We start from the raw sequence: 24,602 nt of genomic DNA, 5'->3' as shown, positions 1-24,602 counted from the left end.
CAGAGGGCACACGTTCGGCTGGTCAGGCGGTGTTCCCCGCTACGACGCCTCGCGGCGGGACAGCGAGGTGCGGGACCGGGTGACCAGGGCCGCCAGCAGCGCCGCGCCCAGCGGGACGGCGACGATCAGGGCCGCCAGGGTCGACCAGGGAATGACGATCGGGACGTGCGGAACACCGCCCATGCCGCCCCAGCCCCGGTCCATCGCCTCCTGGTAGAACTTCAGCTGCTGACGTTCCTCGGCCTTGCGCAGCCCGATCGCGGGCAGGACGCCCGCGGCCGAGCCGAGGATCACGCCCATCACGGCCACCACCCCGCACTGGAAGCCGGACAGGGTCCGCCGCACCCGGGGATCGGCGCCGATCGCCGCCAGGGTCTTCAGGTCGGGCTCGGCGTCCGCCTGGGCCAGACCGGTGGCGATGCCCGCGGCGCCGATGGTGACCAGGCCGGCGAAGACGGTCAGCGCCAGCAGGATGACGTTGTTGTCGCTGACATAGCCCTCCTCGACATACAGGTTCGGATCGGCACCCAGCTTGGAGAGATCGTCCTCCAGCGCCTGCTGCTCCTTGCTGCTGGGCGCGTTCTCGTTCACGAAGTACGAACCGAAGGGAAGGGTCTGCAGTCCGGCGGCCTTGGCCGTGGCGGGCGTCATGATGGCGCGGACGCCGTAGGACTCCGTGCCGTCCTGGGCGACGTACGTGGGGAACGACTTCAGCGGTCCGGTGGCCTCCTGGCCTTCGGCGATCGGCTTCGAGGAGTCCTCGATGATCCGGAAGGTGAGCCGGTTCTTCTCGACGTAGTGCTTGTCGAAGAGCACCGTGTGGCCGGCCGCGAGCGCCTGCTCGGCGCCCGGGTCCTTGATGCCGAGCGCGTGGAGCAGCCCGGCGTCACCTATCAGCACCTCGGAATCCGTGCTGATGGCACTGCTGTGGTAGGTACGTTCGCAGCGCCAGTCCTTCGACAGCTTGCGGCGCTCGGCCACGCTGAACTTCTTGTCGGTGTCCGGCCCGTCCGTGGGGCAGGCGTTCGCCGGGGGCAGGACCATCTCCGCCCGGCCGCAGCCGGGGCTGCTGCTGTACATCGAGCAGGTCTTCTTGCCGACGACCACCCGTGAGACATCCGCGCGGGACGAGACCGGGAAGCGCTTCTCGACGGCCGCCCGGACCGCGTCCAGGTCACGGCCCTGCTCCCGTTCGATGCTGATCGACGCGACACCGTAGGGCGCCCGCGCCTCGTACCCGTTGCGACTCTCCAGGTCGCTGCTGGCGGTGTACGTCGCCACCGCGACCGTGCCCGCGACGGCCGCGAGGACGGCGGCGACGGCCGGGGCCGTACGACCCCGGTTGCGCACCGCGTCCCGCAGGGCGAGCCGCGGGGAGAGCGGCAGCCAGCCGCCGAGCCGTCCGAAGAGCCCGACCAGGGTTGGGGTCAGCGCGACGATGCCGAGTTCGGCGATGGCGGAGCCGCCGCCGACCGCGAGCACGTTGTCGGTCTTCATCGAGCCGAAGACCGCGATACCGACGCCGAGACAGACGGCGGCGAGGCCGAGCACCGGCAGCACCCGGTTGGCGTGCCGGACGCCGCGCCGACCGGTCAGCGCCGCCAGCACGCTCTGCCGGGACGCGACGACCGCCGGGACGATGGCGGCCAGCAGTCCGGTGAGAATCGCGAGCAGCCCGATGCCGAGGAGTTCGAGCGGATGCACCGAGATACCGCCGAAGCGCGCACCGGTGTACTCCTCCAGCGGCTCACGGAGGGCGAAGGTCAGCGCGAGACCGAGCACCGTGCCGACGACGGCGGCGACCACACCGATCACCAGGCCGCCGGACAGCACGATCGCGCGGATGTGGCGGCGGTCGCCGCCGTTGGCCCCGACCAGCCCGAGCTGGCGGCGCGAGCGGCGGGCGCCGACCGCGAAGGCCGGTCCTGCGAGCAGGCAGATCTCCAGCATCGCCAGGCCGACGATCGTCGCGCCCACGGCGAGCAGCGCGGCCTTCTCAGCGGTGCTGCCGCCGTAGTTCTGGTTCCAGTCCGGGTACTTGACGAACAGCGGCACCTCGGAATCGGCCGGCGGGTCGAGCGACACCGCGCGGGAGTGGGCGACAACGCTCTTGGCGTTGACCTCCTTCACCATGTTCCACGTGAAACCACCGTCCACGGCCACGAAGTACTTGGATGTGATGCCCGGCCCATCGCGTCCGGCCGCCTTGAGGGCCTTGGCCAGCGGCGCCAGGAAGGCGTCCGGCAGGGCGTTGATCTGCGCCGTCTTCAGCTCTCCTGGCAGGTCGTAGGCGCCGACGATCTTGTACTTGGTGGCCAGGTCGCGGGCGGAGACCGACGAGCCGACGTGGAGGCCGCTCGTCTTGAGGAACGCGTTGGTCGCCATGACCTCGTCCGGCGCGTCCGGGAAGTGACCGCGGTCCAGCTCCATGATCCCGGCGGCCATCGGGTCGGAGGCCTTCAGTTCACGGATGTCGACGTCCAGCAGGCCGTACTTCGTGTGGACCTTGCCCGTGCCGACGGAGTCCTTCAGCGTCTTCGCCCCGGCGGGGATGACGGCCGGGATGTTGACGCCGGGACCGTTGCCGCCCGGGATCATCTGCCCCGAGGCGTTGTCGTTGACCAGCGACTTGTTCCTGCCGTCCGGGGACTGGTAGATCGGCAGACCGTCGTACGCGGCGTCGGAGAGCACGGCGTCGGCTGCACCGAGGTCGCGGGTCAGCGACTGTTCTGCGGTCAACTGCGAGCTGCGGATGGTGATGTCAGCGGCGCTCACGCCCAGGATCGGCAACGCGATCATGGCCAGGACGAGGATGCTGCGTCCCTTGAAGCGCCAGGCGTCACGCCGCGCGATCCGCACCGCGGCACGCCAGGAATTGAGCCAGCCGTTCACTGAGCCACACCGCCGGTGAGCAGCGACTCGGCGTTCGAGCGCAGCGTCGTGTCGACGACGGAACCGTCCCGCAGGAAGACCACCCGGTCCGCCCAGGCCGCGAACCGCGGCTCATGGGTGACCAGGACGCCGGCCGCACCCGCGTCACAGCGGGCCCGCAGCAGCGCGAGTACCGACTCGCCGGTCTCGGAGTCCAGCGCACCCGTCGGCTCGTCGGCCAGCACCAGCCGGCGGTCGCCGACCAGCGCGCGGGCGATGGCCACCCGCTGCTGCTGACCGCCGGACATCTCGTCCGGGAAGCGGTCGGCGAGGTGGTCGAGGTCCATCTCCTGCAGCGAAGCCAGCGCCTCACGGCGGGCCTTGCGGGCGGAGGTGCCGTCGAGCTCACGGGGCAGGGCGACGTTCTCGACGGCGGTCAGCGCCGGTATGAGGTTGTAGTCCTGGAAGACGTAGCCGATGCTGCGGCGGCGCAGCGCGGCCATCTGCTTACGGTTCGCGGTGGTGAGATCGGTACCCTCGACGAGCACCCGGCCCGAGGTGGGGAGGTCGAGTCCGCCCGCGATGGTCAGCAGTGTGGACTTGCCGGAGCCGGACGGGCCCATGACGGCGACGAGTTCACCGGGGAAGACGGACAGGTCGATGCCGCGCAGCGCGTGCACTTCCGTGGTGCCGCTGCCATGAACTCGGGTCAGCTCCTGCAACTGCAGGACGGGCTGATGCTCTTGGGCAGACATGGGTTGATCCCCCTGTGATCAGGTCTGTGGTCAGGTCGGAACGGTTATCGCGACGTACGGGTCAGCGCCGGCCGGGCCTCGAACGCGCCAGGGCGGCACGCAGTCCCTTGTCGTGCGCGGCTTCCTGCTTCGGAGCCTGGTTCGGGTTCGGAGCCTGGTTCGGGTTCGGGTTCGGGGTCGGCTTCGCGTCGTTCACGCCGCCTTTGTCGGCGGCGACCGCGTCGGCCAGCCGTACGAGCCGGGTCTCCGCGTGGTCCAGCCAGCGGGCCTCGGCCTCCGCCTGGAAGATCAGCTGCTCGATGACGAGCAGCCACGCGACGTCGTCACGGTTCTGGTCCTGCTCCAGCGCGACGAGCGCCTGGGCCTTCAGCCGGGTGTAGTCCTGCAGGGCCTGGAGGGTGTGGTGCCGCTGCGCCTGGATGACGGCACGGATGTCTATGTCGGACGAGCCCACGGCCATCGCCAGCTTGATCGCCAGCTCGTTGCGGGGTGGATTCGCCCGGTCCACAGGTGTGGAGAACCAGGTGCGCAGTTCGCTGCGTCCCTCATCGGTGATGGCATACAGCGCGTGGCCGCCGTCGTCCTCCCCCGCCGGCACGACCAGGCCGTCGCGCTCCAGCCGTCCAAGGGTCGTGTAGACCTGGCCGACGTTCAGCGGCCAGGTGGAACCGGTACGGGACTCGAACTCGGTACGCAGCTGGAACCCGTAGCGGGGACCGCGATCGAGGAGGGCCAGGAGGCCATGACGGATCGACATACTGAGTATGTATACCGAGTATGGTCACAGAGAGCAAGGTCGGGCGGAGGAGGGTGAGCCGGGGACGGAGGCGCGAACGGAGGCGTGAACAGGGGCGCGAACAGGGGTCAGGTGGCCGCGAACCGGGACCGAGGCCGCTGACGGATCAGCTTCTGCGGAGGCGCAGACCCAGGAAGCCGAGGCCCAGTCCGACCAGGGCCATCCCCGCGCCGAGCGGCAGCACGCTCACCGCGCGGCCGACGGGACCCCCGGCATCGTCGCTGACGGTGGGAGCAACGCTCGGACCTGCCGGAGCGGGCGCCTTCGGCAGCGCCGGAACCGGGACGACGACCGCGGCGGACGGCTGCTGCATCGGGAGCTCGTACGCCTCGGCGCCATCAGAACCCTCCGGCTGAACCGAATCCGGAGCACCGTATTCCGCTGCGCTCAGGTCCTCGTCGGACGCGGCGTCCTCCGCGCTGTCCTGGGCCGACATCCCGTGCGCCCATCCCTTGTGCCACGAGCCCTTCTTCTTGCCGGCGTGCTTCGTCGGCGAGGGCTTCGCCGTGGGCGGTTTCGTCGTGGCCGGCTTGGGCGTGACGGGCTTCGGTGTACTGGGCTTCGGCGTCGCCGGTCCGGGTGTTGTCGGCTTCGGCGGCGCCGGGGGCTTGCCCGGTCGCGGCGGCTGCTCCGGTGTCACGGGAGGCGCGGGCATCCCGGGGAGGGGCGGCATGGGCGGCACGGGAGGCTTGGGCAGTGCCGGCAGCTTCGGTAGTTCGGGCAGCTTCGGCAGCTCCGGCATCCGGGGCGTTGCGGGCGGCGGCACCGCGAACACGACCCCTGCCGACGCCGTCGCGCGGCCCTGCGCCGCCCACCCGGGCGCCACCGGCAGGAGCAGAAGCGCTCCGGTCAGTACGGCCGCCGCCGCCACTCGCCCACCGGATGCCGAACGCAAGACGCCCGCCCCTCTCAGCCGCCGACTTCATATGTGGGATAAGCCTCACATAAAGTGCCAATTGCGGCATCTTGGGCGGGCGTCGAGGATTCTCACGACGACTACGGGGGCTACGCAGCCACGCAGCCGGACCGTCAGGACCGTCAGGACCCCAGGACCGTCAGGGACCCCAGGACCGTCAGGCCAGGACGATCTCAGAGCGTCAGGACGACCTTGCCGATGTGCGCGCTGGCTTCCACCACTCGGTGGGCCTCGGCGGCGTCGGTGATCGGGATCGTACGGTCGACGACCGGCCGCACCGTACCGGCCTCCAGCAGCGGCCAGACGTGTTCGCGCACCGCCGCCACGATCGCGGCCTTCTCACCCAGCGGGCGGCCGCGCAGCGAGGTCGCCACGACCGCCACCCGCTTGACCAGCATCGTGGCGAGGTTCAGCTCGCCCTTGACGCCGCCCTGCAGACCGATGATGACGAGCCGGCCGTTGACCGCCAGCGCGTCGACGTTCCGCTCGAGGTACTTCGCGCCCATGATGTCGAGGATCACGTCCGCCCTGACCAACTCCGTGAAGTCCTGCTCGCGGTAGTTGACCAGGATGTCCGCGCCCAGCTTCCGGCAGGCCTCCAGCTTCTCCGCGCTGCCGGCCGTCACCGCGACCTTGGCGCCGACCGCCTTCGCGAGCTGGATCGCCATGGTGCCGATACCGCTCGAACCGCCGTGGACCAGCAGCGTTTCGCCGGGGCGCAGGTGCCCGACCATGAACACGTTGGACCAGACCGTGCAGACGACCTCGGGCAGCGCGGCGGCCGACACCAGATCGACGCCCTTGGGCACCGGCAGCAGCTGACCGACCGGCACGACGACCTTCTGCGCGTAGCCGCCGCCCGTCACCAGCGCGCACACCTCGTCGCCGACCGCCCAGCCGGACACACCGGGGCCGAGCGCGGAGATCCGGCCGGAACACTCCAGGCCCGGGTAGGGGGACGAGCCGGGCGGCGGATCGTAGAAACCCTGGCGTTGCAGCAGATCGGCACGGTTGACGGCGCTGGCCACGACCTCGACCAGGACCTCACCCGCGGCGGGTTCGGGGTCCGCGACCTCGGCCCAGACGAGCGCCTCGGGTCCGCCGGCTTCGGGGATGGTGATCGCATACATGAGCGCGAGGCTACCCTCCGGACGGCAGATCGGGACCCGCTCGGTGAATGGCGATAAGGCGGTCGGCGAACTGCAGCGTGGCCGCTTCCGGATCGTCGAAGCCCAGCAGCCGGTGGCCGCGCTTGACGGAGACGACCAGATCGGACACGTCCCGCGGCGCCTTGCCCACCTCGGCCTTGGTGACCGGACGCTCGATGAGATCGAGACCGCTGCCGTACGTGATCAGGTCGTCCATCACCTGTCCGACGCTCGGGCTGAGCATCGACAGGCCCAGCAGCCGGCCGGCGGCACTGGAGCTCGTGATCACCGCGTTGGCACCCGACTGGCGCAGCAGCGGCGCGTTCTCCTCCTCGCGCACCGAAGCGACGATGTTCGCCCGCTTGTTGAGCTGCCGCGCGGTCAGGGTGACCAGCACGGCGGTGTCGTCGCGCTGCGCCGCGATCACGATCTCCTTGGCGCGCTCGGCCTCGGCGCGCAGCAGCACGTCATTGCGCGTCGCGTCGCCCACCACCCCGACGAAGCCCTCGGCGGTGGCCGCCTGGATCACCTTGGGGCTGGGGTCGACGATCACGATCTTCTCGACCGGGATCCCGCGGCCGAGCAGCGTCTGCGCGGCGGACCGGCCCTTGGTGCCGTATCCGACGATGACGATGTGGTCGCGCAAGGTGGACCTCCAGCGTTTGAGCCGCCATTGCTCGCGGGTGCGCTCGGTGAGCACTTCGAGGGTGGTGCCGACCAGGATGATCAGGAAGAGGACGCGCAGCGGCGTCACCAGGAAGACATTGCACAGCCGCGCGCTGACGCTGTACGGGACGATGTCGCCGTAGCCGGTCGTCGAGAGCGTGACCGTCGCGTAGTAGAGCGAGTCGAGGAACGAGACGGCGTCGTCGGAGTTGTCGTGGTACCCGCCGCGGTCCAGATAGACGATGAGGACCGTGGCGAGCAGCACGAGCAGCGCCATCGCCAGCCGGCGGGACACCTGGAGCAGCGGGCCGATGGCCTGCCGGGGGAACATCACCTTGTAGGCGAGGCTGCCCGGGCTGTCGTGGTCGGCGGGATGGCTGCCGCGGTGGCCGCTCCCGGCATGGTCATTGGGGTGGTCGTTGCTGTGGTCATTGCTGTGGTGGTCGTTGCTGTGGTGGTCGTCGGCGCCGCTGTCCGCCCGGCCCGCGGCAGCGTCGTGGCGCGGCAGTTTCAACGGACTTCACCTCGTCGCTCTCGTGGTTCTCGTGGTTCTCGGCTCCGGTGGCTCGCATCGGTCGCGTTGCCCTCCCGGCTTCGGAACCGGCATCAGCAACCGGCGGTCCCCCATGCCAGGTCGAGCACGGCCGTCTCCTGACCGGCCGCCGCGCCGCCGGGCGGAATGACCGCCAGCCCGTCGGCGGTGGCCAGGCCGCGCAGCATGGCGGGGCCGTGGAAGTGCAGCGGGACGACGGCCGATTCGTCGTCGAAGACCACCGGCACCAGGCGGGTGTCGGTCGGATGGCCGGGCACAGCCGCGGTGAGCTCCGCGGTGTACGGGGCCGGGACCGGACGGCCCGCGAGCGTGCGCAGCAGGGGAGCGACGAGGGTGATGACGCCGGAGACCGCGGCCAGCGGATTGCCCGGCAGCCCCACGAGGTGTCCGCCCCCGGGGAGTTCGGCCAGCAGCATGGGGTGGCCGGGGCGCACGGCGACCCCGTCGACGAGCAGTTTCGCGCCCAGCGTGTGCAGGACGGGGTGGACGTGGTCGACCGGACCGGCCGCCGTTCCGCCTGTGGTGATCAGCAGGTCGGCGGTGGTCTCGCCGATCGCGCTCATGAGGGCGTCGACCTCGTCGACGACGCGCCGGGTACCGGTCACCTCGGCGCCGAGCGCCTCCAGCCACGGCGCCAGCATCGGGCCGAGGGCGTCCCGGACGAATCCGGCGTGGGGGAGTCCGTGGTCGAGCAGTTCATCGCCGAGGACCAGCACCTCCACCCGGGGGCGGGTGATGACGCGCAGCTCGTCATACCCGGCGGCCGCCGCGAGACCGAGCACCGCAGGGGTGACGACGACGCCGGGGGAGAGCAGTTCCTCTCCCCCTCGGCACTCCTGGGCGCGCGGGCGTACGTCCTGGCCGGGGGTGGGCGCGCCATGGGTGGCGTGCAGCAGCCCGCCGTCGGTGCGCCGTTCGGTGCGGCCGTGCTCGTGCCGGATGATCGCGGTGGCACCGGGCGGGAGGGCCGCGCCGGTCGCGATCGCGATGGCGTGGCCGTCGAGCAGCGCCACTCCGGGCCGCTGGCCGGCGAGGAGCTGCCGGGTCTCCAGCATCCACGGGCCGGGGCCCGCCACGGCCCAGCCGTCCATTGCCGACGTGTCGAAGGACGGCAGATCCGTCAGCGCGGTGAGCGGGGCGGCGAGCGCGTGACCGAGCGCTCCGGCGAGCGGCCGGCTGACGGCGGGCAGCCGCCGGCCCGCGGCGCGCGCGGCCCTGCGGGCCTCGGGCCAGGTGAGGTCGTGCTGCCGGTGTCGGGACGGAGGCTCGGTTTCGTGTGCCGGTTCAGGTTCGCCTGCGGGTTCGGGTTCGTGTGCCGGTTCGGGTTCGGAGGCTTGCGCGCTGCCGGTGTCGAGCCCCGCGATGGCGAGCGGATCGAGGCTGGGTCCGGGATGGGGGTCCGGGTTGGGGGTGGCGCTTCGGCCCGTCCCGCCGTCGGCGCTGCCGCCCAGGCCGAGGGAGCCAGGCCCGGCCGGTCCACCGGTCGCGTACGCGTTGGCGGTCCGGCCCTCGTTGGCGAGCAGCAGTGCCTCGCCCATCGCGTTGAGGGCGGCCGCCTCCTGGTCCGCGGGCCCTGTCGTCCGGCCGGTCATCCGGCCGGCTTCCCTGCCTCGGAAGGCCCGGGATCGCTGTTCCCGGCGGCCTCGCCGGCCCTGGCGGCCTCCGCGGACCAGCGTTCGGCGAGTTCGGCCGCCTTGCGGGCAGCGTTGCGCACTTCCTCGGGGCCGCCGCCGGACTGGGCGGCGGCGTAGCCGACCAGAAAGGTGGTCAGCGGTGCGGCGGGGCGGGCGACACCATGCGCGGCATCACGGGCGAGGTCGAGGAGGACTTCGGTGTCGACCTCGAGCTCGATCCCCAGTTCGGCCTTGGCTGCGGCGATCCATTCATCCAACACAGGCCCATCGTCCCCGATGCGGGGCACATCGCCGCGCAGGCTCACCCCTGTTCCAGTCGCGCCCGTGCGGCGGCGACATCGTCCCAGGTGTCGCAGTCGAAGGAATCCGAGCCCGAGGGGTCCGGCAGCCGGTGCAGCCGCAGCTCCTCGGTGAGCAGGCGCAGCGGCAGCCCGGCGAGCGTGCCGTGCTCGGTGGCGATCAGCGCCAGCCCGCGGCGCAGCGCCTCCGTACGGTAGGCCGCGGCCAGCGGCTGGTCCCGGCCGGACGGATCGGTCAGCACGACGCCGTCCGCGTCCGCCTCCCGTCCCAGCGACTCCCGCAGGGCGTCCGCCGCCGTCCGCGTCAGGAACGGCATGTCGGCGGCGAACACCAGCACCGTGTCGGAACCGGCCCGCGCCAGACCGGCGGCGAGGGCGGGCAGCGGTCCGCCGCCCGGCGGATCCTCCCGGGCCCACAGCACCGGCCGCCGGGTGGGCCTGCGCGGACCGACGACCACCGTGTCGACGGCGCCCTCGCAGGCCTCCAGCACCCGGTCGAGCAGCGGCCGCCCCGCGACCTCCAGTCCCGGCTTGTCCGCCCCGCCCAGGCGCCTGGCGGCGCCGCCCGCCAGCACCACGGCGTCATGTGCACTCATACCGCGCAGTATGCCGTGAGGCCGGGTCCTGCGGTCCCGCACGGCGCTGCCCGGCCCGCCGGACCCTGGCGCTGCCGGGGCCCTGGCGCTGCCGGACCCTGGCGCTGCCGGGGCCCTGGCCCGCTCAGACCGCGGCGAGCAGCACGGCCGGCTGCTCCACGCAGTCGGCGACGAACCGCAGGAAGCCGCCCGCCGTACCGCCGTCGCACACCCGGTGGTCGAAGGTGAACGACAGCTGGACGACCTGCCGTACCGCCAGTTCCCCCTGGTGGACCCAGGGTTTGGCGGCTATGCGGCCGACTCCGAGCATCGCGGCCTCGGGATGGTTGATGATCGGCGTCGAACCGTCGACACCGAACACTCCGTAGTTGTTGAGGGTGAACGTGCCGCCGGTGAGATCCGCGGGCGTGAGCCGCCCGGTGCGGGCCGCCTCGGTGAGCCGGCCGATCTCCGCCGACAGGCCTGAGGTGGTGCGTGCCTGAGCGTCCTTGACGACCGGGACCATCAGCCCGCGTTCCGTCTGCGCGGCGAAGCCGATGTGCACGGCGGGCAGCCGCACGATCTCGTTCCGCTCGGTGTCGACGGTGGCGTTGAGCTCCGGGTACCGCGCCAGTGCCGCGGTGCAGATCCGCGCGAGCAGCGCGAGCACGGAGATCTTCGGGCCGCCACCCGCGTTCATGGCCGCCCTGGCCGCGAGCAGTTCGGTGGCATCGGCGTCGACCCAGCAGGTGGCGTCGGGTATCTCCCGGCGGCTGCGGCTGAGCTTCTCGGCCACCGCTCCCCGGATCCCGCGCAACGGCACCCGCTCCCCCACCACGTCGGCAGCCGGGCCGGCCGTAGCCGCCGGTGCTGTCGCGACCGGTGCCGCTGCCGTGCCGGCACCCGCCGCGGCGACCGCCCGTTCCACGTCCGCGCGCAGGATCAGCCCGTCCGGCCCCGAGCCCGTCAGCGACCGCAGGTCGAGCCGGTTCTCCCGCGCGATCCGCCGCACCAGCGGCGAGATGACCGCCACCGGACCGACCGGCACGGTCTCAACAACAGCTGCCAGTGCCGGAGCCGGAGCCGGAGCCGGGCTCGCAGCCGCGACCGGCCGAACCCGGCGGCGGCGTGCGCCTGGCGCGGTCGTGCCGTAGCCGACCAGGACGTTGCCGGATCCCTCACCTGCGCCGGCGTCACCGGACGCGGGAGCGCCGGAGGCGTCGGAGCTCACCGCGGTTCCGACCGCCACCGTGATCAGGGGACGGCCCACCGCCAGCGATTCGCCCTCCGCGCCGTACCGGGCCGTGACGACGCCGCCGTAGGGGCACGGGACCTCGACCACGGCCTTGGCCGTCTCGACCTCGACGACCGGCTGGTCGATGGCGACGACCTCGCCGACCTGCACCAGCCAGCGGACGATCTCCGCCTCGGTCAGCCCTTCTCCCAGGTCCGGGAGGGTGAACTCCTTCACGACGGCCATCAGCGCGCCTCCCACTGGAGCCGGCCGACCGCGTCCAGGATCCGGTCGACGCTGGGCAGATGGTGCCGCTCCAGCATCGGCGGCGGATACGGGATGTCGAAGCCGGCGACCCGCAGGACCGGTGCTTCGAGGTGGTGGAAGCAGCGCTCGGTGACCCGGGCCGCGATCTCCGCACCGGCGCCGCCGAATCCGGCGGACTCGTGCACGACGACGGCCCGGCCCGTCCTGCGCACCGCTGCGGCGACCGTCTCGTCGTCGAAGGGCACCAGGCTGCGCAGGTCGAGGACTTCGAGGTCCCAGCCCTCCTCCTTCGCGGCTTCCGCGGCTTCGAGGCAGACCGGCAGGGAGGGGCCGTAGGTGATGAGGGTGGCGCTGCGCCCCGGGCGCCGCACGACGGCGCGCCCTATGGGCTCCACCGCCGCCGGCTCGTCGGCGTTCCAGTCGTCCTTGGACCAGTAGAGCCGCTTCGGCTCCAGGAAGACCACCGGGTCGTCCGAGGCGATGGCGGCCCGCAGCAGCCCGTACGCGTCGCCGACCGTCGCCGGGGTGACCACGTGCAGGCCGGGTGTGTGCAGGTAGTACGCCTCCGAGGAGTCGCTGTGGTGCTCCACACCGCCGATGCCGCCGCCGTAGGGCACCCGGATCGTGATCGGCAGCGGCAGCGCGCCGCGCGTGCGGTTGCGCATCTTGGCCACGTGGCTGATCAGCTGCTCGAAGGAGGGGTAGGCGAAGGCGTCGAACTGCATCTCGACGACCGGCCGCAGCCCGTACATCGCCATGCCGACCGCCGCGCCGAGGATTCCCGCCTCGGCGAGCGGGGTGTCCGTACAGCGGGTCTCGCCGAACTCCTTGGTGAGGCCGTCCGTGATCCGGAAGACGCCGCCGAGAGCGCCGACGTCCTCACCGAGTACATGGACGGCCGGATCCTCGGCCATGGCGTCCCGCAGTGCCCGGTTGAGCGCCTGCGCCATGGTGGCGGGCTTGCGCGCGGTGGTGGGGGCGGGGGCGGTCGCGGTGCTCATGAACCGGCTCCGGCGTGCTCGGTGTGGTCGGTCTGCCCGCCGTCGTGTTCGGCATCGAGCTCGGCGCGCAGCATGGTCGCCTGCTCACGCAGTTGGGGGGTCTGTTCGGCGTAGACGTGGGCGAAGAGGTCCATCGGGTCCAGCAGCGGTTCGGCGTTCATCCGCTCGCGCAGGTCCGCGGCCATCTTCTCGGCGGCCTCCTCCGCGGCGTGCCGCGTGGTGTCGTCGAGCAGCCCGCGCCCGTTCAGCTCCCGCTCCAGCAGGGTGATCGGGTCGTGTTCGCGCCAGGCCTCGACCTCGGCGTCCTCCCGGTAGCGGGTGGCGTCGTCGGCGTTGGTGTGCGCCTCCATGCGGTACGTGACCGCCTCGACGAGGGTCGGTCCGCCGCCCGAACGGGCCCGCTCGACGGCTTCGGTGAGCACCTGGTGCACGGCGGGCGCGTCGTTCCCGTCCACGAGCCGGCCGGGCATGCCGTAGCCGACCGCCTTGTGGGCGAGCGAGGGGGCGGCGCTCTGCTTGTCGAGCGGTACGGAGATGGCGAAGCCGTTGTTCTGCACGAGGAAGACCACCGGCGCGTTCCAGACAGCCGCGAAGTTCAGCGCCTCGTGGAAATCGCCCTCGCTGGTGCCGCCGTCGCCGACCATGGCGAGCGCGACCACGTCGTCGCCCTGGAGGCGGGCGGCGTGCGCGAGGCCGACCGCGTGCGGCAGCTGGGTGGCCAGCGGGGTGCTGAGCGGTGCCACATGGTGTTCGCGCGGGTCGTAGCCCGTGTGCCAGTCGCCGCGCAGCAGGGTGAGCGCCTCGACCGGGTCCACACCGCGGGCGATCACGGCGAGCGTGTCGCGGTAGCTCGGGAAGAGCCAGTCCTGGGGGCGCAGCGCCATGGCGGCGGCGACCTCACAGGCCTCCTGACCGGTGCTGGAGGGGTAGACCGCCAGCCGGCCCTGCCGGGTCAGCGCGGTGGCCTGCCGGTTGTACCGGCGGCCGCGCACGAGCTGGCCGTAGAGCTCGGTGAGCAGCGCCGGGTCGATCTTGGCGGCGTCGGGGGTGCCCAGCAGCCGGAACGGTTCCGTCTCGGGCAGCAGCGGCGTGGCGTCGATGGGGGGGCGCTGGGGTCCCCCATGCCTGTGGCCAGGGGCGGGTTTCTGGTCCATGACGGTCATCGCGAGCACCTCCTCGTAGGTTGGAGGACGGATCGCGTCCTCCCAACCGATTGTTCGGTTGTTGGAGGCATTTTGGCCACAGGTACGTTCAGCCTGTGGACAAACGGTTCTGCACAGCCTGGAATGGAGCCAGTCCGTCCATGGTAGGGAGGTCCGGGGGCATGCCGCGAGAACAGATGGCCGAGCCCGATCCGCAGAACCGTCCCCTCGATCCCATCGACCGGACGATTCTGCGACTGCTGCAGGAGGACGGACGTGCCTCGATCCGCTCTGTGGCCGAGCGCGTGCACGTTTCGCGGGCGAACGCCTACGCCCGGATCAACCGCCTCATCGAGGACGGCGTCATCCGCGGGTTCACCGCCCGGGTGGACCATGAACGCGCCGGGCAGGGCGCGTCGGCGTACATCACCCTCAAGATCGTTCAGAACTCCTGGCGGACGGTCCGGGAAACACTTCTCACTCTTCCGGGTGTAGCCCACATTGCCCTGGTAAGCGGAGATTTCGATGTGTTGATGCTGGTGCACACGGCGGACAACCGCAGCCTCCGCGAGCTCGTGCTGACCCGCATCCAGGCCATACCGGAGGTCCTCGGCAGCCGGACCCTCCTGGTCTTCGAGGAGACGGACCTCGTGGTCGACGACTGAGCCGGCCGGGGATCTCCCCGGCCGGCTCGTCCATCGGCGCGCTGCACACAGCCACTGCGCGTGGCCGCCGTGCGTCTCTCAGCCGCCGTACTTCTTCAGGAAAGCGGTGACCTTCGCCCAGTTCTCGGCGTCGTCGAGCATCGAGACGCCGTGGTGGATCCCGGTCACGATGTACAGCGAGTTCTCCTTGGCCTTCACCGAGGCCTTGCTGAGCGCCTTGGTGGAATCCGCGAACGCGGTGTCCCCGTCCGCCGCCATGTAGAAGACCGGCGCGGTCAGCCCCGGGACCGCGGCCGCCGCGTCCATCTGCCCGTACTGCTCGGGCGCGGAGAGCGAGACGACGGCGTCCGCCGGCGGCTGGACCTTCGCGGCGGCGGTCAGCACCGAGGTGCCGCCCTTGGAGGCGCCCATGCGCACCAGTTTCGTCGCCCCCTTGCCGCGCAGCAGCTGGGCACCCGCGACGACCTCGGGCACCTCGTCACCGTTGGAGTCGATCGCCAGCACCCGGTAGCCGCTCTTGACCAGTTCGAGCGCCTTGGGGACCCACTGGCAGACGTTTCCGTCCGACTGGTGCGCGAGCACGATTCCGGTGGTGCCCGTGCCCGCCAGATAGCCGTCCACCGCGTTGCCGCCGGTGTCCTTGAAGGTGATCGAGCCGGCCTTGGCCTGGGCCTCGGTCAGACAGTCGAACGTCTTCACCGTGACCGTCGGGGACGGCTCCGCCGTCGCCTTGCCACCGCTGCCGCCGTCGTCGCCACAGGCCGTCAGGAACAGGGGAAGCGCGGTGGCCAGAGCCGTGGCGGCGATCGCGTGGAAGGTCCGGGTGCGTCCAGCTGAATACATGGCTGGATGGTGTCGGCGCCCCCGTTCGGAGGTCAATGGTCTGGACCTCACGGTTCGGCTACGTGCGCAGCCCCTCGAAGGCCAGGCGTACCGCGGCGTCCGCGACGTGTTCCCCGTCGATCGCACCCTTGGCGTCCGGCCGGTACCACTCCACGATGGAGTTGATCATGCCGAAGAGCAGTCGCGTCGCCAGCCGGATGTCCATGTCGGAGCGGAGATCACCCTCGCTCGCGGCGGCCTTCAGCAGGTCGGACACCCGCTGGTCGAACTCCCGGCGCCGCTCCATCGCCCAGCGTTCGGTGCTGGTGTTCCCGCGCACCCGCAGCAGCAGAGTGACGTAGGGCAGCTCCTCCATGAGCACCTCGGCGGTACGCCGGGTGACGTTCTCCAGCCGCTCGATCGCCCGCCCCTGGCGTGCCCGCGGCTCCTCCAGAATGCCGAACAGGCCGTCCAGGGCCCGCCCGACGGCGCGGTGGAGCAGTTCTTCCTTGCCGCGCACATGGTGGTAGATCGAGGACTTGGAGATTCCGGCGGCGCGGGAGAGGTCCTCCATGGAGGTGCCGTCGTAGCCGCGCTCGTTGAACACCTCGACGGCGACGGCAAGCAGCGTGTCGGGGGTGTACGTGTCCCGTTTGACGCGGGGACTGGGGGGCTCGGCCATGGTCACGATTAGAACAGCTTCCCCTCGGCCGCCGTACGGCGGCGCAGCAGCGCCGACGGGGCGTAGCGGCCACCGGGGCACGAATCGTGCAGCTCGGACAGGACCTCGCACACCCAGTGCGCGCCGAGGCGGTCGCCCCACTCCAGCGGACCGAGCGGATAGTTCACGCCGAGCCGCATCGCGGTGTCGATGTCGGCGGGCGAGGCGACCGCCTTGGCGACCGCGTCGGCGGCGAGGTCCACGAGCATCGCCACCGTCCGGGCGACGATCATGCCGGGGACGTCCTCGATCACGCTGACCTGCTTGCCCAGCGCCTGGAACAGCCCGACGGCCGCCAGGACCGCTTCGGGCCGTGCGGTGTCGCCGGGTGCCAGCGCGATCCGGGTGGCGGCCCGGTAGTCCAGCGCGAGGTCGAAGTGGATGACGCTGTCGCCGCGCTCGGTGGCGTAGGAGCCGTCGGCGAGGAAGAGCCAGTCGTCGTCACCCAGGAGGATCGCCCCGGGGCCGCCCTCCTCGTGGTCGACGTGGATACCCGCCTCCTCCATGAGGGCGACGAGTTCCGCCGCCGGCCCCAGGTCGCCGAGGACCGTCACCTGCTCGGGCGCGGGCGCCGGAGCCGCCGTCGCCGCGAGCGGCCGGTCCTCGTCCCCGTACCGGAACCAGCCGCGCCCCGACTTGCGGCCGAGCAGTCCGGATTCGACGAGGCGGCGCTGGGCGAGGGACGGCGTGAACTTGGGGTCGTGGAAGAACGACTCCCAGACGGACCGGGTGACGGCCTCGTTCACGTCCTGGCCGATCAGGTCGGTCAGCTCGAAGGGGCCCATCGCGAATCCGCCGCACTCGCGCAGGACCGCGTCGATGGTGGCGGGATCGGCGGCCCCCTCCTCGTGGAGGCGGAACGCCTCGGCGTAGAAGGGTCGGGCGATCCGGTTGACGATGAAGCCGGGGGTGTCGGTGCAGCGCACCGGGGACTTTCCCCAGGCGGCGGCGGTCGCGTACACGGTGGCCGCCGCGTCCTCGTCGGTGGTGGCGGCGGAGACCACCTCCACGAGGGGGAGGAGAGGCGCCGGGGTGAAGAAGTGCAGGCCGACGAAGCGTCCGGGACGGCGCAGAGCGCCGGCGACGGCGGTCACGGAGAGCGAGGAGGTGTTGGTGGCGAGCAGGCACGCGTCGTCGACGACGTCCTCCAGCTCGCTGAAGAGCCGCTGCTTGGCCGGCAGGTCCTCGATGATCGCCTCGATGACGAGAGCGGCGTCGGCGAGCTCGCCGAGGGTGGCGGCGGGAGCGAGCCGGGCCAGCGCGGCATCACGTTCGGCCGCGTCCATCCGGCCCTTTTCAGCCAGCCGGGCGATCCGTGCTGCCACCGCCGACGCACCGCGCTCGGCGCTGCCGGGAGCGGCGTCGTAGAGCCGCACGCGATGGCCCGCGACCAGTGCGACCTGGGCGATTCCCTGGCCCATCGTGCCGGCGCCGATGACAGCAACGGTGCGGGTTCGATCAAGCGCGATCATGATGCCGACTGCTCCTCGCCAAGTTGTCCACAGGTCCGGCCGCCCTCTTGAACCGACCGAACATTCGGTTAATCTAGCGGTGTTCCCATATCCAGCCCAGCTCGACGAGGAGTTGGTCCCCATGGCCGCCGATCTCACCGCTGTCCCGTTGATCGAACGGCATCGCGGCACTCTCGACAAGGCACTCGAAGCGATCAGGACCCGCGAGTTCTGGTCGCCGTACCCCGAACATCCGAAGGCTTACGGAGACGGAGCCGACGGCAAGGCCGCGTTCGACGCTCTCCTGGGGCAGCGCTTCGCGCTCGACCAGCCCGGCACCGACGACTGGACCGGACGCGAGACCTCGCCCTACGGGATCGAGCTCGGGGTCGACTACCCGCACCCGGACATCGAGGTGCTGCTGCCGGCGATGCGGGCGGGCATCCCCGCGTGGCGGGACGCGGGCCCCGAGCTGCGGGCGATGGTGTGCCTGGAGATCCTGGCGCGGATCAATGCCAGGACCAACGAATTCGCCCATGCGGTGATGCACACCTCGGGCCAGGCCTTCACGATGGCGTTCCAGGCCGGTGGGCCCCATGCGCAGGACCGCGGCCTGGAGGCCGTGACCTACGCGTACGCCGAGCAGGTCCGCACCCCGGATTCGGCGGAGTGGGTCAAACCGCAGGGCAAGCGGGACCCGCTGCGGCTGCAGAAGGCCTTCACGGCCGTCCCGCGCGGCGTCGCCCTGGTGGTCGGCTGCAACACCTTCCCGACGTGGAACGGCTACCCGGGCATCTTCGCCTCCCTGGCGACCGGTAACCCCGTGCTGGTCAAGCCGCACCCCCGTGCCGTTCTGCCGCTCGCGCTGACCGTCACGGTCGCCCGCGAGGTGCTGGCCGAGGCGGGCTTCGACCCGAACCTGGTCGCGCTGGCCGCCGAGCGGCCCGGTGAAGGGCTGGCCAAGACCCTCGCCGTGCGGCCCGAGATCCGCATCATCGACTACACCGGCTCCACCGCCTTCGGCGACTGGCTGGAGACCAACGCCCGCCAGGCGCAGGTCTACACCGAGAAGGCCGGCGTCAACACCGTCGTCATCGACTCGACGGACAACTACAAGGGGATGCTCAGCAACCTGGCCTTCTCGCTGTCCCTGTACAGCGGCCAGATGTGCACCACCCCGCAGAACCTGCTCATCCCCCGCGACGGCATCACCACCGACGCGGGCCACCGGAGCTACGACGAGGTGGTGGCCGATCTGGCCGCGTCCGTCGAAGGGCTGCTCGGTGACGACGCGCGGGCCAACGCCCTGCTGGGCGCGCTGGTCAACCCGGATGTGAAGACACGCCTGGAGGCGGCACCCTCGATCGGTGAGGTGGCACTCGCCTCCCGGGCGGTCACCCACCCGGACTTCCCGGACGCGACGGTCCGTACACCGGTGCTGGTGAAGCTGGACGGGGCCAAGCCCGACGACCAGGCCGCGTATCTGACGGAGTGCTTCGGACCGGTGTCGTTCGCCGTCGCGGTCGACTCCACGGCCGACGCGGTGGAGCTGCTGCGCCGTACGGTCCGGGAGAAGGGCGCCATGACGGTCGGCGGCTACACCACCTCGGCCGACGTCGAGCGGCTGCTGGAGGAGGCGTGCTGGGAGGAATGCGCCCAGCTCTCCCTGAACCTGACCGGCGGGGTGTACGTCAACCAGACGTCGGCCTTCTCCGACTTCCATGGTTCCGGCGGCAACCCGGCGGCCAACGCGGCGCTGTGTGACGGGGCATTCGTGGCCGGGCGCTTCCGGGTCATCGAGGTGCGCAGGCCCGCATAGCGCGAGCCTCTCCCCATCCGGCCCCGTCCCGAGTTGCCCTGTCACTCCGGACGGGGCTCCCCCGCCCGTTCAGCACCGGTTCCGGCCCAGCTCAGCGCCCTGGCGGGGCAGCCCTCCCGGAGCCGTACGCTGAGGCCATGACGGAAGCGGAAGACGAGGCCGGGCGCGCGGCGCGACAGTGGCGCGAGGCGGCCCCCGGTGCCGTTCTGCTCGACGGCTTCCACGCCCTCAAGCACGCACTGCGCTTCGGCGCCGAGGTACGGCTGGCACTGACCAGTGACCGGGCCGCCGCCCTGGCGCTCGCCGAGGAGCTCGCGGACGATGTGACCGACCGGCTCCGCGCGATCCTCGTCGAGGTTCCCGGCCAGGTGCTGCGCGAGCTGCTGCCGAGGATCCATCCGACCGGTGTGGCCGCGCTCGCCGTCAGGCCCAGCGCCGGCTCCAACCTCGCCGCGCTGAACGCGGCTCCCCGGCAGTCACCCGTCGTCGTCCTGGACAATCCGCGGAACCTCGGCAACATCGGGGCCGTGATCCGGCTGGCCGCCGGGTTCGGTGCGACCGGGGTGGTCACCACCGGGGACATCGACCCCTGGCACCCGAACGTCGTGCGCGCGAGCGCCGGCCTGCACTTCGCCACCGCCGTCGAACGGCTGGACCTCCCCGACCTGCCGGCCGGGCCGCTCTATGTCCTGGATCCGGAGGGGAAGGACATCCGGTCGACGGTGATCCCGGACGACGCGCTGCTCGCGTTCGGCTCGGAGCGGCACGGGATCTCGCCGGAGATGCGCGGGCGGGCGACCGAACTGATCGCGGTACCCATGCGCCCGCACGTCTCCAGCTTCAACCTGGCCACCACGGTGGCGATGGCGCTCTACCACTGGCTGCCCGCCCCGGGCACCGGCCGTATCCAGGGCTTGTCCCAGGACGTATCCAGGACGTATCCAGGGCCTGTCCGGCCCTAGACGCGGTAGCCGTCTCCCGCACCACCGGGTTCGCCATGAGCCAGCTGCGGCTCGGTGGCGGGCCGCCCGATCGTCGTACCCAACTCCCGTACCTGGTCCTGATCCTGGTCACGCGGGTCACCGGTGCGGGGGCCGGCCTGGCCGCGCAGACCGCTCGGCACCAGACCGGCGATCCGGCTGCCCGCCCAGCGCAGGAAGTTCGTCGGCAGGAAGACCGCGTCGGCGGCGATCATCGCGAGGGAGAAGAACGGCAGGCCGAGCACGATCGCGATCGAGGCGTGCTCGATGATCATCGCGACGAGCAGCACGTTCTTCACCCGGCGGTTGAAGAGCGTGAAGGGGAAGGCGACCTGCACGATCACCGTGCCGTAGGTGATCGCCATGACGATGAGACCGGCACCGGCGAGGGCGTGCGAGAGCTCGGGCCAGGGGGTGAAGTCGTCCAGGTGCAGCGGGTAGTACAGCGCGGTACCGTCTTGCCAGCGGGAGCCCTGGATCTTGTACCAGCCGGCCGTCGCGTAGATCAGGCAGACCTCGACGACGATCACGAGCATGCCGCCGTTGTGGACGATGTTGGCGAGGATGTCCAGCACCTTGCGGGGCTCGCCGGCCGCGTAGCGCCGCACCGCCCACCAGGCCGCCTGCGCCAGCCAGAAGCCCCAGAAGGCCGGCCCCCAGAACTGGCCGAGCTTCCCCAGCAGGGTGATGACGACGAGCGCGGCGCCGAGCAGCGACCACAGGACCACGCCGGTCAGGTCCGGGTCCGGCTTCTCGGCGCGTTCCGGGGTCAGGTCCCGCGTCCGGTCCTTCGTCCGCTCCAGCAGCCGGTCGGCCCGTCGCTTGTCGAGGGACCAGACCTGGCCGCAGCGGGTCAGCACGAGGTAGATCGCCATCAGGTGGATGACGTTGTCGCCGCCGTCGCCCATGAAGATGCTGCGGTTCTGCAGCGACAGCACCCCGACCATGAACAGCAGCGAGGCCGTACGGGTCCGCCAGCCGAGCAGCAGCAGCAGGCTCGCGATGATCGAGCCCGCGTAGACCACCTCGAACCAGAGCTGGCTGTCGGTCCACATCAGCACGCTGAACGCGCCGGTGCCGTTGTCGGCCATCAGCCGCTGGGCCATGCCCCAGGTCCACACGCCGTCGGGGCCGTACAGCTCCGCCCGGTGCGGCCACTCACGCAGCAGGAAGAGCAGCCAGGTCAGCGAGAAGCCGATCCGGACGACCGCGCTCTGGTACGGCCCCACAGCGGTATTGGTGATCCGGGCCAGACCACGGGTCAGCCCGGTGTCGAGCGTGCCGCCGAGCCCCGCGAAGGGGGAGGGCGGCAGATCCTTGCGAGCGCTCACGAGGCCTTCTCCTGTCCGGAGGTGGCCACCGACCACCAGAGCGTCTCCTGGTACTGCGTCTCGTTGTTGGGCTTCGCGTCGGTCCACGACGGCGGAGCGACCCACACGGTCGCGGAGCGGGCCTGCACGCGGACGACGTCACCGCCGTTCAGCTGGGGACCGAACCGGTTCTCCACGATCCGCTGCACGTACTCCTGGCTGAGCTGGCCGCGCACACCGGTGGGTGTGTTGTTGGCGCCGTGCGAGGAGGTGTAGAAGCTCCAGGCGCGGCGCAGCTCGTTCTGCCGGGTGTGGCTGGGGGCGACGGTGTGCCGGATGCCGGTCAGATCGACCGCGGTGAGGTCGACCCAGCCGGTCGTCTGCAGCCGGCCGCCGGGGCTGCGCACCTCGGCGCGCGCCTGCACGTGGATGTTCTGCTGCAGCGGGTCGGGCGCGAAGAGCTTCCAGTTCTGCTCGAACTCGGGGTAGATGTACGAGTCGACCGTGGACTGGTACTCCTTGCTGGCCGTGTTCGACGGCGCGACGTGCAGGAACACCATGGCGAGGTGGAAGACGACGCCGACCGCGACAGCCGCGACGGCGAGCGAGACCACGACCCAGGATCCGGTGGACAAGGACGGCAGCTGCCCCGTTTCGGCAGCCTCGTCGGAGGCCTCTTCCGCGTCCGTACCCGCGTCCGCTCCGGCCTCGCCGTCCGTCCGGGTCCCGGCCGCGTCTCCGGAGCTGTCGACGGCCCTGTCGCCGGCCCCGGCCGCCGCCACCGGACCGGCGCCCGCTCCCGGATCCGTGCCCGGTCCCGTCCCCGGTTCCGGCCTCTCAGGTGGCTCCATGGTCTCCCCGTTCCTCACCGCGCTCCGCTTCCGCACGGAACGCTACTCATGCCCTCGCGCCACCGGTGACCGTACTGGGTTATCCACAGCCGCCGGGATGGCCTTGACACCCTAAGGCGCTCGACCGACCATTGAACCGAACGATCGGTCGGTCGGTTGAGCCGGAGCGGGACAACGTAGGGGGCACACATGACCACGGCAGCCACGGTCGAGGAGGCGGCACCGCAGGCCGGTCTTCTCGCCGCTTTCGAGTCGGCACTCGCCGAAGACTCGCGGATCGAGCCGCGTGACTGGATGCCCGACGCGTACCGCGCCACGCTTATCCGCCAAATGGCGCAGCACGCCCATTCCGAGATCATCGGAATGCAGCCCGAGGCGAACTGGATAAGCCGCGCGCCCTCGCTGCGCCGCAAGGCGATCCTGATGGCCAAGGTGCAGGACGAGGCCGGGCACGGGCTGTATCTCTACAGCGCCGCGGAAACCCTCGGCGTCGGCCGTGACGAGCTGCTCGACAAACTGCACGCCGGCCGCCAGCGGTACTCGTCGATCTTCAACTACCCCACCTTGACCTGGGCCGATGTCGGAGCGGTCGGCTGGCTCGTGGACGGCGCCGCGATCACCAACCAGGTGCCGCTGTGCCGCTGCTCGTACGGGCCCTACGCACGGGCCATGGTGCGGATCTGCAAGGAGGAGTCCTTCCACCAGCGACAGGGGTACGAGCTGCTGCTGGCGCTCAGCCGGGGCACCGAAGCGCAGCACGCCATGGCGCAGGACGCGGTGGACCGCTGGTGGTGGCCGTCGCTGATGATGTTCGGCCCGCCGGACACCGAGTCCGGGCACTCCGAGCAGTCCATGGCCTGGAAGATCAAGCGGCACTCCAACGATGAGCTGCGGCAGCGCTTCGTCGACATCTGCGTCCCGCAGGCCGAGGTGCTCGGGCTCACCCTCCCCGACCCCGACCTGCGGTGGAACGAGGAGCGCGGCGCCCATGACTTCGGGGACATCGACTGGACCGAGTTCCACGAGGTGCTGCGCGGCAACGGGCCGTGCAACGAACAGCGGATAACCCAGCGCCGCACCGCCCATGAGCAGGGCGCCTGGGTCAGGGAAGCGGCCACGGCATACGCGGCCAAGCAGGGAACCGAGCACGGAGAGGTGCGCTGATGACTGCCAACGACTGGCCGCTGTGGGAGGTCTTCGTCCGCAGCCGGCGCGGGCTCAGCCACAGCCACGCGGGCAGCCTCCACGCGCCCGACGCGGAGATGGCGCTGCGCAACGCACGCGACCTCTACACCCGGCGTGCCGAAGGCGTGTCGATCTGGGTGGTCCCTTCCACGCAGATCACCGCCTCGTCGCCGGACGAGAAGGACTCGTTCTTCGAGCCGGCGGGGGACAAGCCGTACCGGCACCCGACCTTCTACAAGATCCCGGAAGGGGTGCGGCACCTGTGAACCCGGTACTCGTCAGCACGGCGCTGCCTCTCGGTGACGACGCCCTGGTGCTCGCCCAGCGACTGGGGGAGTGGGCCGGACACGCACCGGTCCTCGAGGAGGACGTCGCGCTCGCCAACATCGCGCTGGACCTGCTGGGCCAGGCCCGGGTGCTGCTCTCCCTCGTCGGCGACGAGGACGAGCTGGCCTTCGGCCGGGAGGAACGCGCCTTCCGCAACGTCCAGCTCGTCGAGCAGCCGAACGGCGACTTCGCGCACACCATCGCCCGCCAGCTGTACTTCTCGACGTACCAGGAGCTGCTCTACACGGAGCTGGCCCAGGGCGACAGCGAGCTGGCGCCGCTGGCCGCGAAGGCGGTGAAGGAGGTCGCCTACCACCATGATCACGCCCGGCAGTGGACGCTGCGGCTCGGCGACGGCACGGCCGAGAGCCATGAGCGCATGCAGCGCGGGCTGGACGCCCTGTGGCGGTTCACCGGCGAACTGTTCCAGCCCGTGGAGGGGCTGGGCACCGACCTCGGCGCGCTGCGCGAGCCCTGGCTGGAGCGGGTATCGGCCGTCGTCCGGCAGGCCACGCTGACGATGCCGGAAGGACCGGACGTGACGTCCTGGTCGGCGGGCGCCGGCAGACAGGGCATCCACACCGAGTCGTTCGGCCGGATGCTCGCCGAGATGC

The 24,602-nt window shown here is 71.3% G+C and carries 21 protein-coding genes and 1 pseudogene; 6 read left to right on the top strand and 16 right to left on the bottom strand.

Annotated elements, in window-relative coordinates; translation table 11 throughout:
* Positions 1-39: 39 nt before the first annotated feature.
* From O3W51_RS00890 to pdhA, 11 genes and pseudogenes are all read right to left on the bottom strand, one after another.
* Complete coding sequence (locus O3W51_RS00890; RefSeq protein ID WP_198357267.1) at positions 40-2,892, bottom strand: FtsX-like permease family protein; 2,853 nt, start codon at positions 2,890-2,892, stop codon at positions 40-42.
* On the bottom strand, positions 2,889-3,626 hold the full coding sequence (locus tag O3W51_RS00885; RefSeq protein WP_138351233.1) for an ABC transporter ATP-binding protein: 738 nt from the start codon (positions 3,624-3,626) through the stop codon (positions 2,889-2,891). Before O3W51_RS00885 ends, O3W51_RS00890 begins: the two co-directional genes overlap by 4 nt.
* Before the next feature lie 61 nt (positions 3,627-3,687).
* Positions 3,688-4,383, bottom strand: a complete 696-nt coding sequence (locus tag O3W51_RS00880) for a PadR family transcriptional regulator (protein WP_138351232.1) — start codon at positions 4,381-4,383, stop codon at positions 3,688-3,690.
* A gap of 145 nt (positions 4,384-4,528) precedes the next feature.
* Entirely contained in the window at positions 4,529-5,317 is a 789-nt protein-coding gene (locus tag O3W51_RS00875) for a hypothetical protein (protein ID WP_198357266.1), read from the bottom strand.
* Between the two features lie 194 nt (positions 5,318-5,511).
* Positions 5,512-6,468, bottom strand: coding sequence for an NAD(P)H-quinone oxidoreductase (locus O3W51_RS00870; protein WP_138351231.1), 957 nt, complete (start codon positions 6,466-6,468; stop codon positions 5,512-5,514).
* Positions 6,469-6,478: 10 nt separating this feature from the next.
* Positions 6,479-7,483, bottom strand: coding sequence for a potassium channel family protein (locus tag O3W51_RS00865; RefSeq protein WP_138351344.1), 1,005 nt, complete (start codon positions 7,481-7,483; stop codon positions 6,479-6,481).
* Between the two features lie 275 nt (positions 7,484-7,758).
* Complete coding sequence (locus O3W51_RS00860; protein ID WP_232484883.1) at positions 7,759-9,297, bottom strand: molybdopterin molybdotransferase MoeA; 1,539 nt, start codon at positions 9,295-9,297, stop codon at positions 7,759-7,761.
* A pseudogene (locus O3W51_RS00855) lies at positions 9,294-10,234 on the bottom strand (NTP transferase domain-containing protein). The gene O3W51_RS00860 and the pseudogene O3W51_RS00855 overlap by 4 nt, the downstream one beginning before the upstream one ends.
* Positions 10,235-10,358: 124 nt before the next feature.
* Positions 10,359-11,693: a dihydrolipoamide acetyltransferase family protein gene (locus tag O3W51_RS00850; RefSeq protein WP_269282869.1), complete on the bottom strand. Its 1,335-nt coding sequence runs from the start codon at positions 11,691-11,693 to the stop codon at positions 10,359-10,361.
* Positions 11,693-12,715: an alpha-ketoacid dehydrogenase subunit beta gene (locus tag O3W51_RS00845; protein WP_138351229.1), complete on the bottom strand. Its 1,023-nt coding sequence runs from the start codon at positions 12,713-12,715 to the stop codon at positions 11,693-11,695. The genes O3W51_RS00850 and O3W51_RS00845 overlap by 1 nt, the downstream gene beginning before the upstream one ends.
* Positions 12,712-13,878: a pyruvate dehydrogenase (acetyl-transferring) E1 component subunit alpha gene (gene pdhA, locus O3W51_RS00840; RefSeq protein ID WP_138351228.1), complete on the bottom strand. Its 1,167-nt coding sequence runs from the start codon at positions 13,876-13,878 to the stop codon at positions 12,712-12,714. Before pdhA ends, O3W51_RS00845 begins: the two co-directional genes overlap by 4 nt.
* Positions 13,879-14,039: 161 nt before the next feature.
* Between pdhA and O3W51_RS00835 the strand changes: the two genes are divergently transcribed.
* Entirely contained in the window at positions 14,040-14,522 is a 483-nt protein-coding gene (locus O3W51_RS00835) for an Lrp/AsnC family transcriptional regulator (protein WP_138351227.1), read from the top strand.
* A 78-nt stretch (positions 14,523-14,600) separates the two neighbouring features.
* Here O3W51_RS00835 and O3W51_RS00830 read toward each other — a convergent pair whose 3' ends face one another.
* The 3 genes from O3W51_RS00830 to O3W51_RS00820 are packed head-to-tail and all read right to left on the bottom strand — an operon-like array spanning position 14,601 to position 17,537.
* Entirely contained in the window at positions 14,601-15,365 is a 765-nt protein-coding gene (locus O3W51_RS00830) for an alpha/beta hydrolase family protein (protein WP_269282862.1), read from the bottom strand.
* Positions 15,366-15,423: 58 nt separating this feature from the next.
* Complete coding sequence (locus tag O3W51_RS00825; protein WP_269282859.1) at positions 15,424-16,026, bottom strand: TetR/AcrR family transcriptional regulator; 603 nt, start codon at positions 16,024-16,026, stop codon at positions 15,424-15,426.
* 8 nt (positions 16,027-16,034) lie between these two features.
* The gene (locus O3W51_RS00820; protein WP_269282855.1) at positions 16,035-17,537 is read right to left on the bottom strand and encodes a 3-hydroxyacyl-CoA dehydrogenase; all 1,503 of its coding nucleotides are present in this window, start codon (positions 17,535-17,537) and stop codon (positions 16,035-16,037) included.
* Between the two features lie 121 nt (positions 17,538-17,658).
* On the opposite strand from O3W51_RS00820, the gene paaN reads away from it, so the two are divergent.
* Together paaN and O3W51_RS00810 are read left to right on the top strand one after the other, a co-directional pair.
* On the top strand, positions 17,659-19,335 hold the full coding sequence (gene paaN / locus O3W51_RS00815; protein WP_138351223.1) for a phenylacetic acid degradation protein PaaN: 1,677 nt from the start codon (positions 17,659-17,661) through the stop codon (positions 19,333-19,335).
* Between the two features lie 137 nt (positions 19,336-19,472).
* A complete protein-coding gene (locus O3W51_RS00810; protein ID WP_138351222.1) occupies positions 19,473-20,297 on the top strand; it encodes a TrmH family RNA methyltransferase in 825 nt (274 codons plus the stop codon).
* On the opposite strand, the gene O3W51_RS00805 is transcribed toward O3W51_RS00810, so the two are convergent.
* On the bottom strand, positions 20,294-21,628 hold the full coding sequence (locus O3W51_RS00805; RefSeq protein WP_443048233.1) for an HTTM domain-containing protein: 1,335 nt from the start codon (positions 21,626-21,628) through the stop codon (positions 20,294-20,296). The genes O3W51_RS00810 and O3W51_RS00805 overlap by 4 nt on opposite strands.
* 14 nt (positions 21,629-21,642) lie before the next feature.
* Positions 21,643-22,476: a DUF5819 family protein gene (locus O3W51_RS00800; protein WP_232484882.1), complete on the bottom strand. Its 834-nt coding sequence runs from the start codon at positions 22,474-22,476 to the stop codon at positions 21,643-21,645.
* A gap of 189 nt (positions 22,477-22,665) precedes the next feature.
* On the opposite strand from O3W51_RS00800, the gene paaA reads away from it, so the two are divergent.
* The 3 genes from paaA to paaC all read left to right on the top strand — a co-directional run.
* The gene (paaA, locus tag O3W51_RS00795) at positions 22,666-23,640 is read left to right on the top strand and encodes a 1,2-phenylacetyl-CoA epoxidase subunit PaaA (protein WP_138351221.1); all 975 of its coding nucleotides are present in this window, start codon (positions 22,666-22,668) and stop codon (positions 23,638-23,640) included.
* Positions 23,640-23,927: a 1,2-phenylacetyl-CoA epoxidase subunit PaaB gene (paaB, locus tag O3W51_RS00790; protein ID WP_374117299.1), complete on the top strand. Its 288-nt coding sequence runs from the start codon at positions 23,640-23,642 to the stop codon at positions 23,925-23,927. Before paaA ends, paaB begins: the two co-directional genes overlap by 1 nt.
* Positions 23,924-24,602, top strand: a 679-nt coding sequence (paaC, locus tag O3W51_RS00785) for a 1,2-phenylacetyl-CoA epoxidase subunit PaaC (protein ID WP_269282850.1), incomplete at its 3' end; no start/stop codon positions are given. The genes paaB and paaC, both read left to right, overlap by 4 nt.

This window comes from Streptomyces sp. H39-C1, assembly GCF_027158125.1.
Classification (GTDB): domain Bacteria; phylum Actinomycetota; class Actinomycetes; order Streptomycetales; family Streptomycetaceae; genus Actinacidiphila; species Actinacidiphila fildesensis.
This window is presented reverse-complemented; position numbering and strand designations above follow the sequence as displayed.

What these genes read in the sequence shown, in the direction of transcription:
- paaA (WP_138351221.1), top strand. Translation starts at nt 22,666, where the DNA reads ATGACCACGGCAGCCACGGTCGAGGAGGCGGCACCGCAGGCCGGTCTT.
- O3W51_RS00860 (WP_232484883.1), bottom strand. Translation starts at nt 9,297, where the DNA reads ATGACCGGCCGGACGACAGGGCCCGCGGACCAGGAGGCGGCCGCCCTC.
- O3W51_RS00870 (WP_138351231.1), bottom strand. Translation starts at nt 6,468, where the DNA reads ATGTATGCGATCACCATCCCCGAAGCCGGCGGACCCGAGGCGCTCGTC.
- O3W51_RS00850 (WP_269282869.1), bottom strand. Translation starts at nt 11,693, where the DNA reads ATGGCCGTCGTGAAGGAGTTCACCCTCCCGGACCTGGGAGAAGGGCTG.
- O3W51_RS00880 (WP_138351232.1), bottom strand. Translation starts at nt 4,383, where the DNA reads ATGTCGATCCGTCATGGCCTCCTGGCCCTCCTCGATCGCGGTCCCCGC.
- paaB (WP_374117299.1), top strand. Translation starts at nt 23,640, where the DNA reads ATGACTGCCAACGACTGGCCGCTGTGGGAGGTCTTCGTCCGCAGCCGG.
- O3W51_RS00800 (WP_232484882.1), bottom strand. Translation starts at nt 22,476, where the DNA reads ATGGAGCCACCTGAGAGGCCGGAACCGGGGACGGGACCGGGCACGGAT.
- O3W51_RS00835 (WP_138351227.1), top strand. Translation starts at nt 14,040, where the DNA reads ATGCCGCGAGAACAGATGGCCGAGCCCGATCCGCAGAACCGTCCCCTC.
- O3W51_RS00830 (WP_269282862.1), bottom strand. Translation starts at nt 15,365, where the DNA reads ATGTATTCAGCTGGACGCACCCGGACCTTCCACGCGATCGCCGCCACG.
- O3W51_RS00885 (WP_138351233.1), bottom strand. Translation starts at nt 3,626, where the DNA reads ATGTCTGCCCAAGAGCATCAGCCCGTCCTGCAGTTGCAGGAGCTGACC.
- O3W51_RS00845 (WP_138351229.1), bottom strand. Translation starts at nt 12,715, where the DNA reads ATGAGCACCGCGACCGCCCCCGCCCCCACCACCGCGCGCAAGCCCGCC.
- pdhA (WP_138351228.1), bottom strand. Translation starts at nt 13,878, where the DNA reads ATGACCGTCATGGACCAGAAACCCGCCCCTGGCCACAGGCATGGGGGA.
- O3W51_RS00825 (WP_269282859.1), bottom strand. Translation starts at nt 16,026, where the DNA reads ATGGCCGAGCCCCCCAGTCCCCGCGTCAAACGGGACACGTACACCCCC.
- paaN (WP_138351223.1), top strand. Translation starts at nt 17,659, where the DNA reads ATGGCCGCCGATCTCACCGCTGTCCCGTTGATCGAACGGCATCGCGGC.
- O3W51_RS00865 (WP_138351344.1), bottom strand. Translation starts at nt 7,483, where the DNA reads ATGTTCCCCCGGCAGGCCATCGGCCCGCTGCTCCAGGTGTCCCGCCGG.
- O3W51_RS00820 (WP_269282855.1), bottom strand. Translation starts at nt 17,537, where the DNA reads ATGATCGCGCTTGATCGAACCCGCACCGTTGCTGTCATCGGCGCCGGC.
- O3W51_RS00810 (WP_138351222.1), top strand. Translation starts at nt 19,473, where the DNA reads ATGACGGAAGCGGAAGACGAGGCCGGGCGCGCGGCGCGACAGTGGCGC.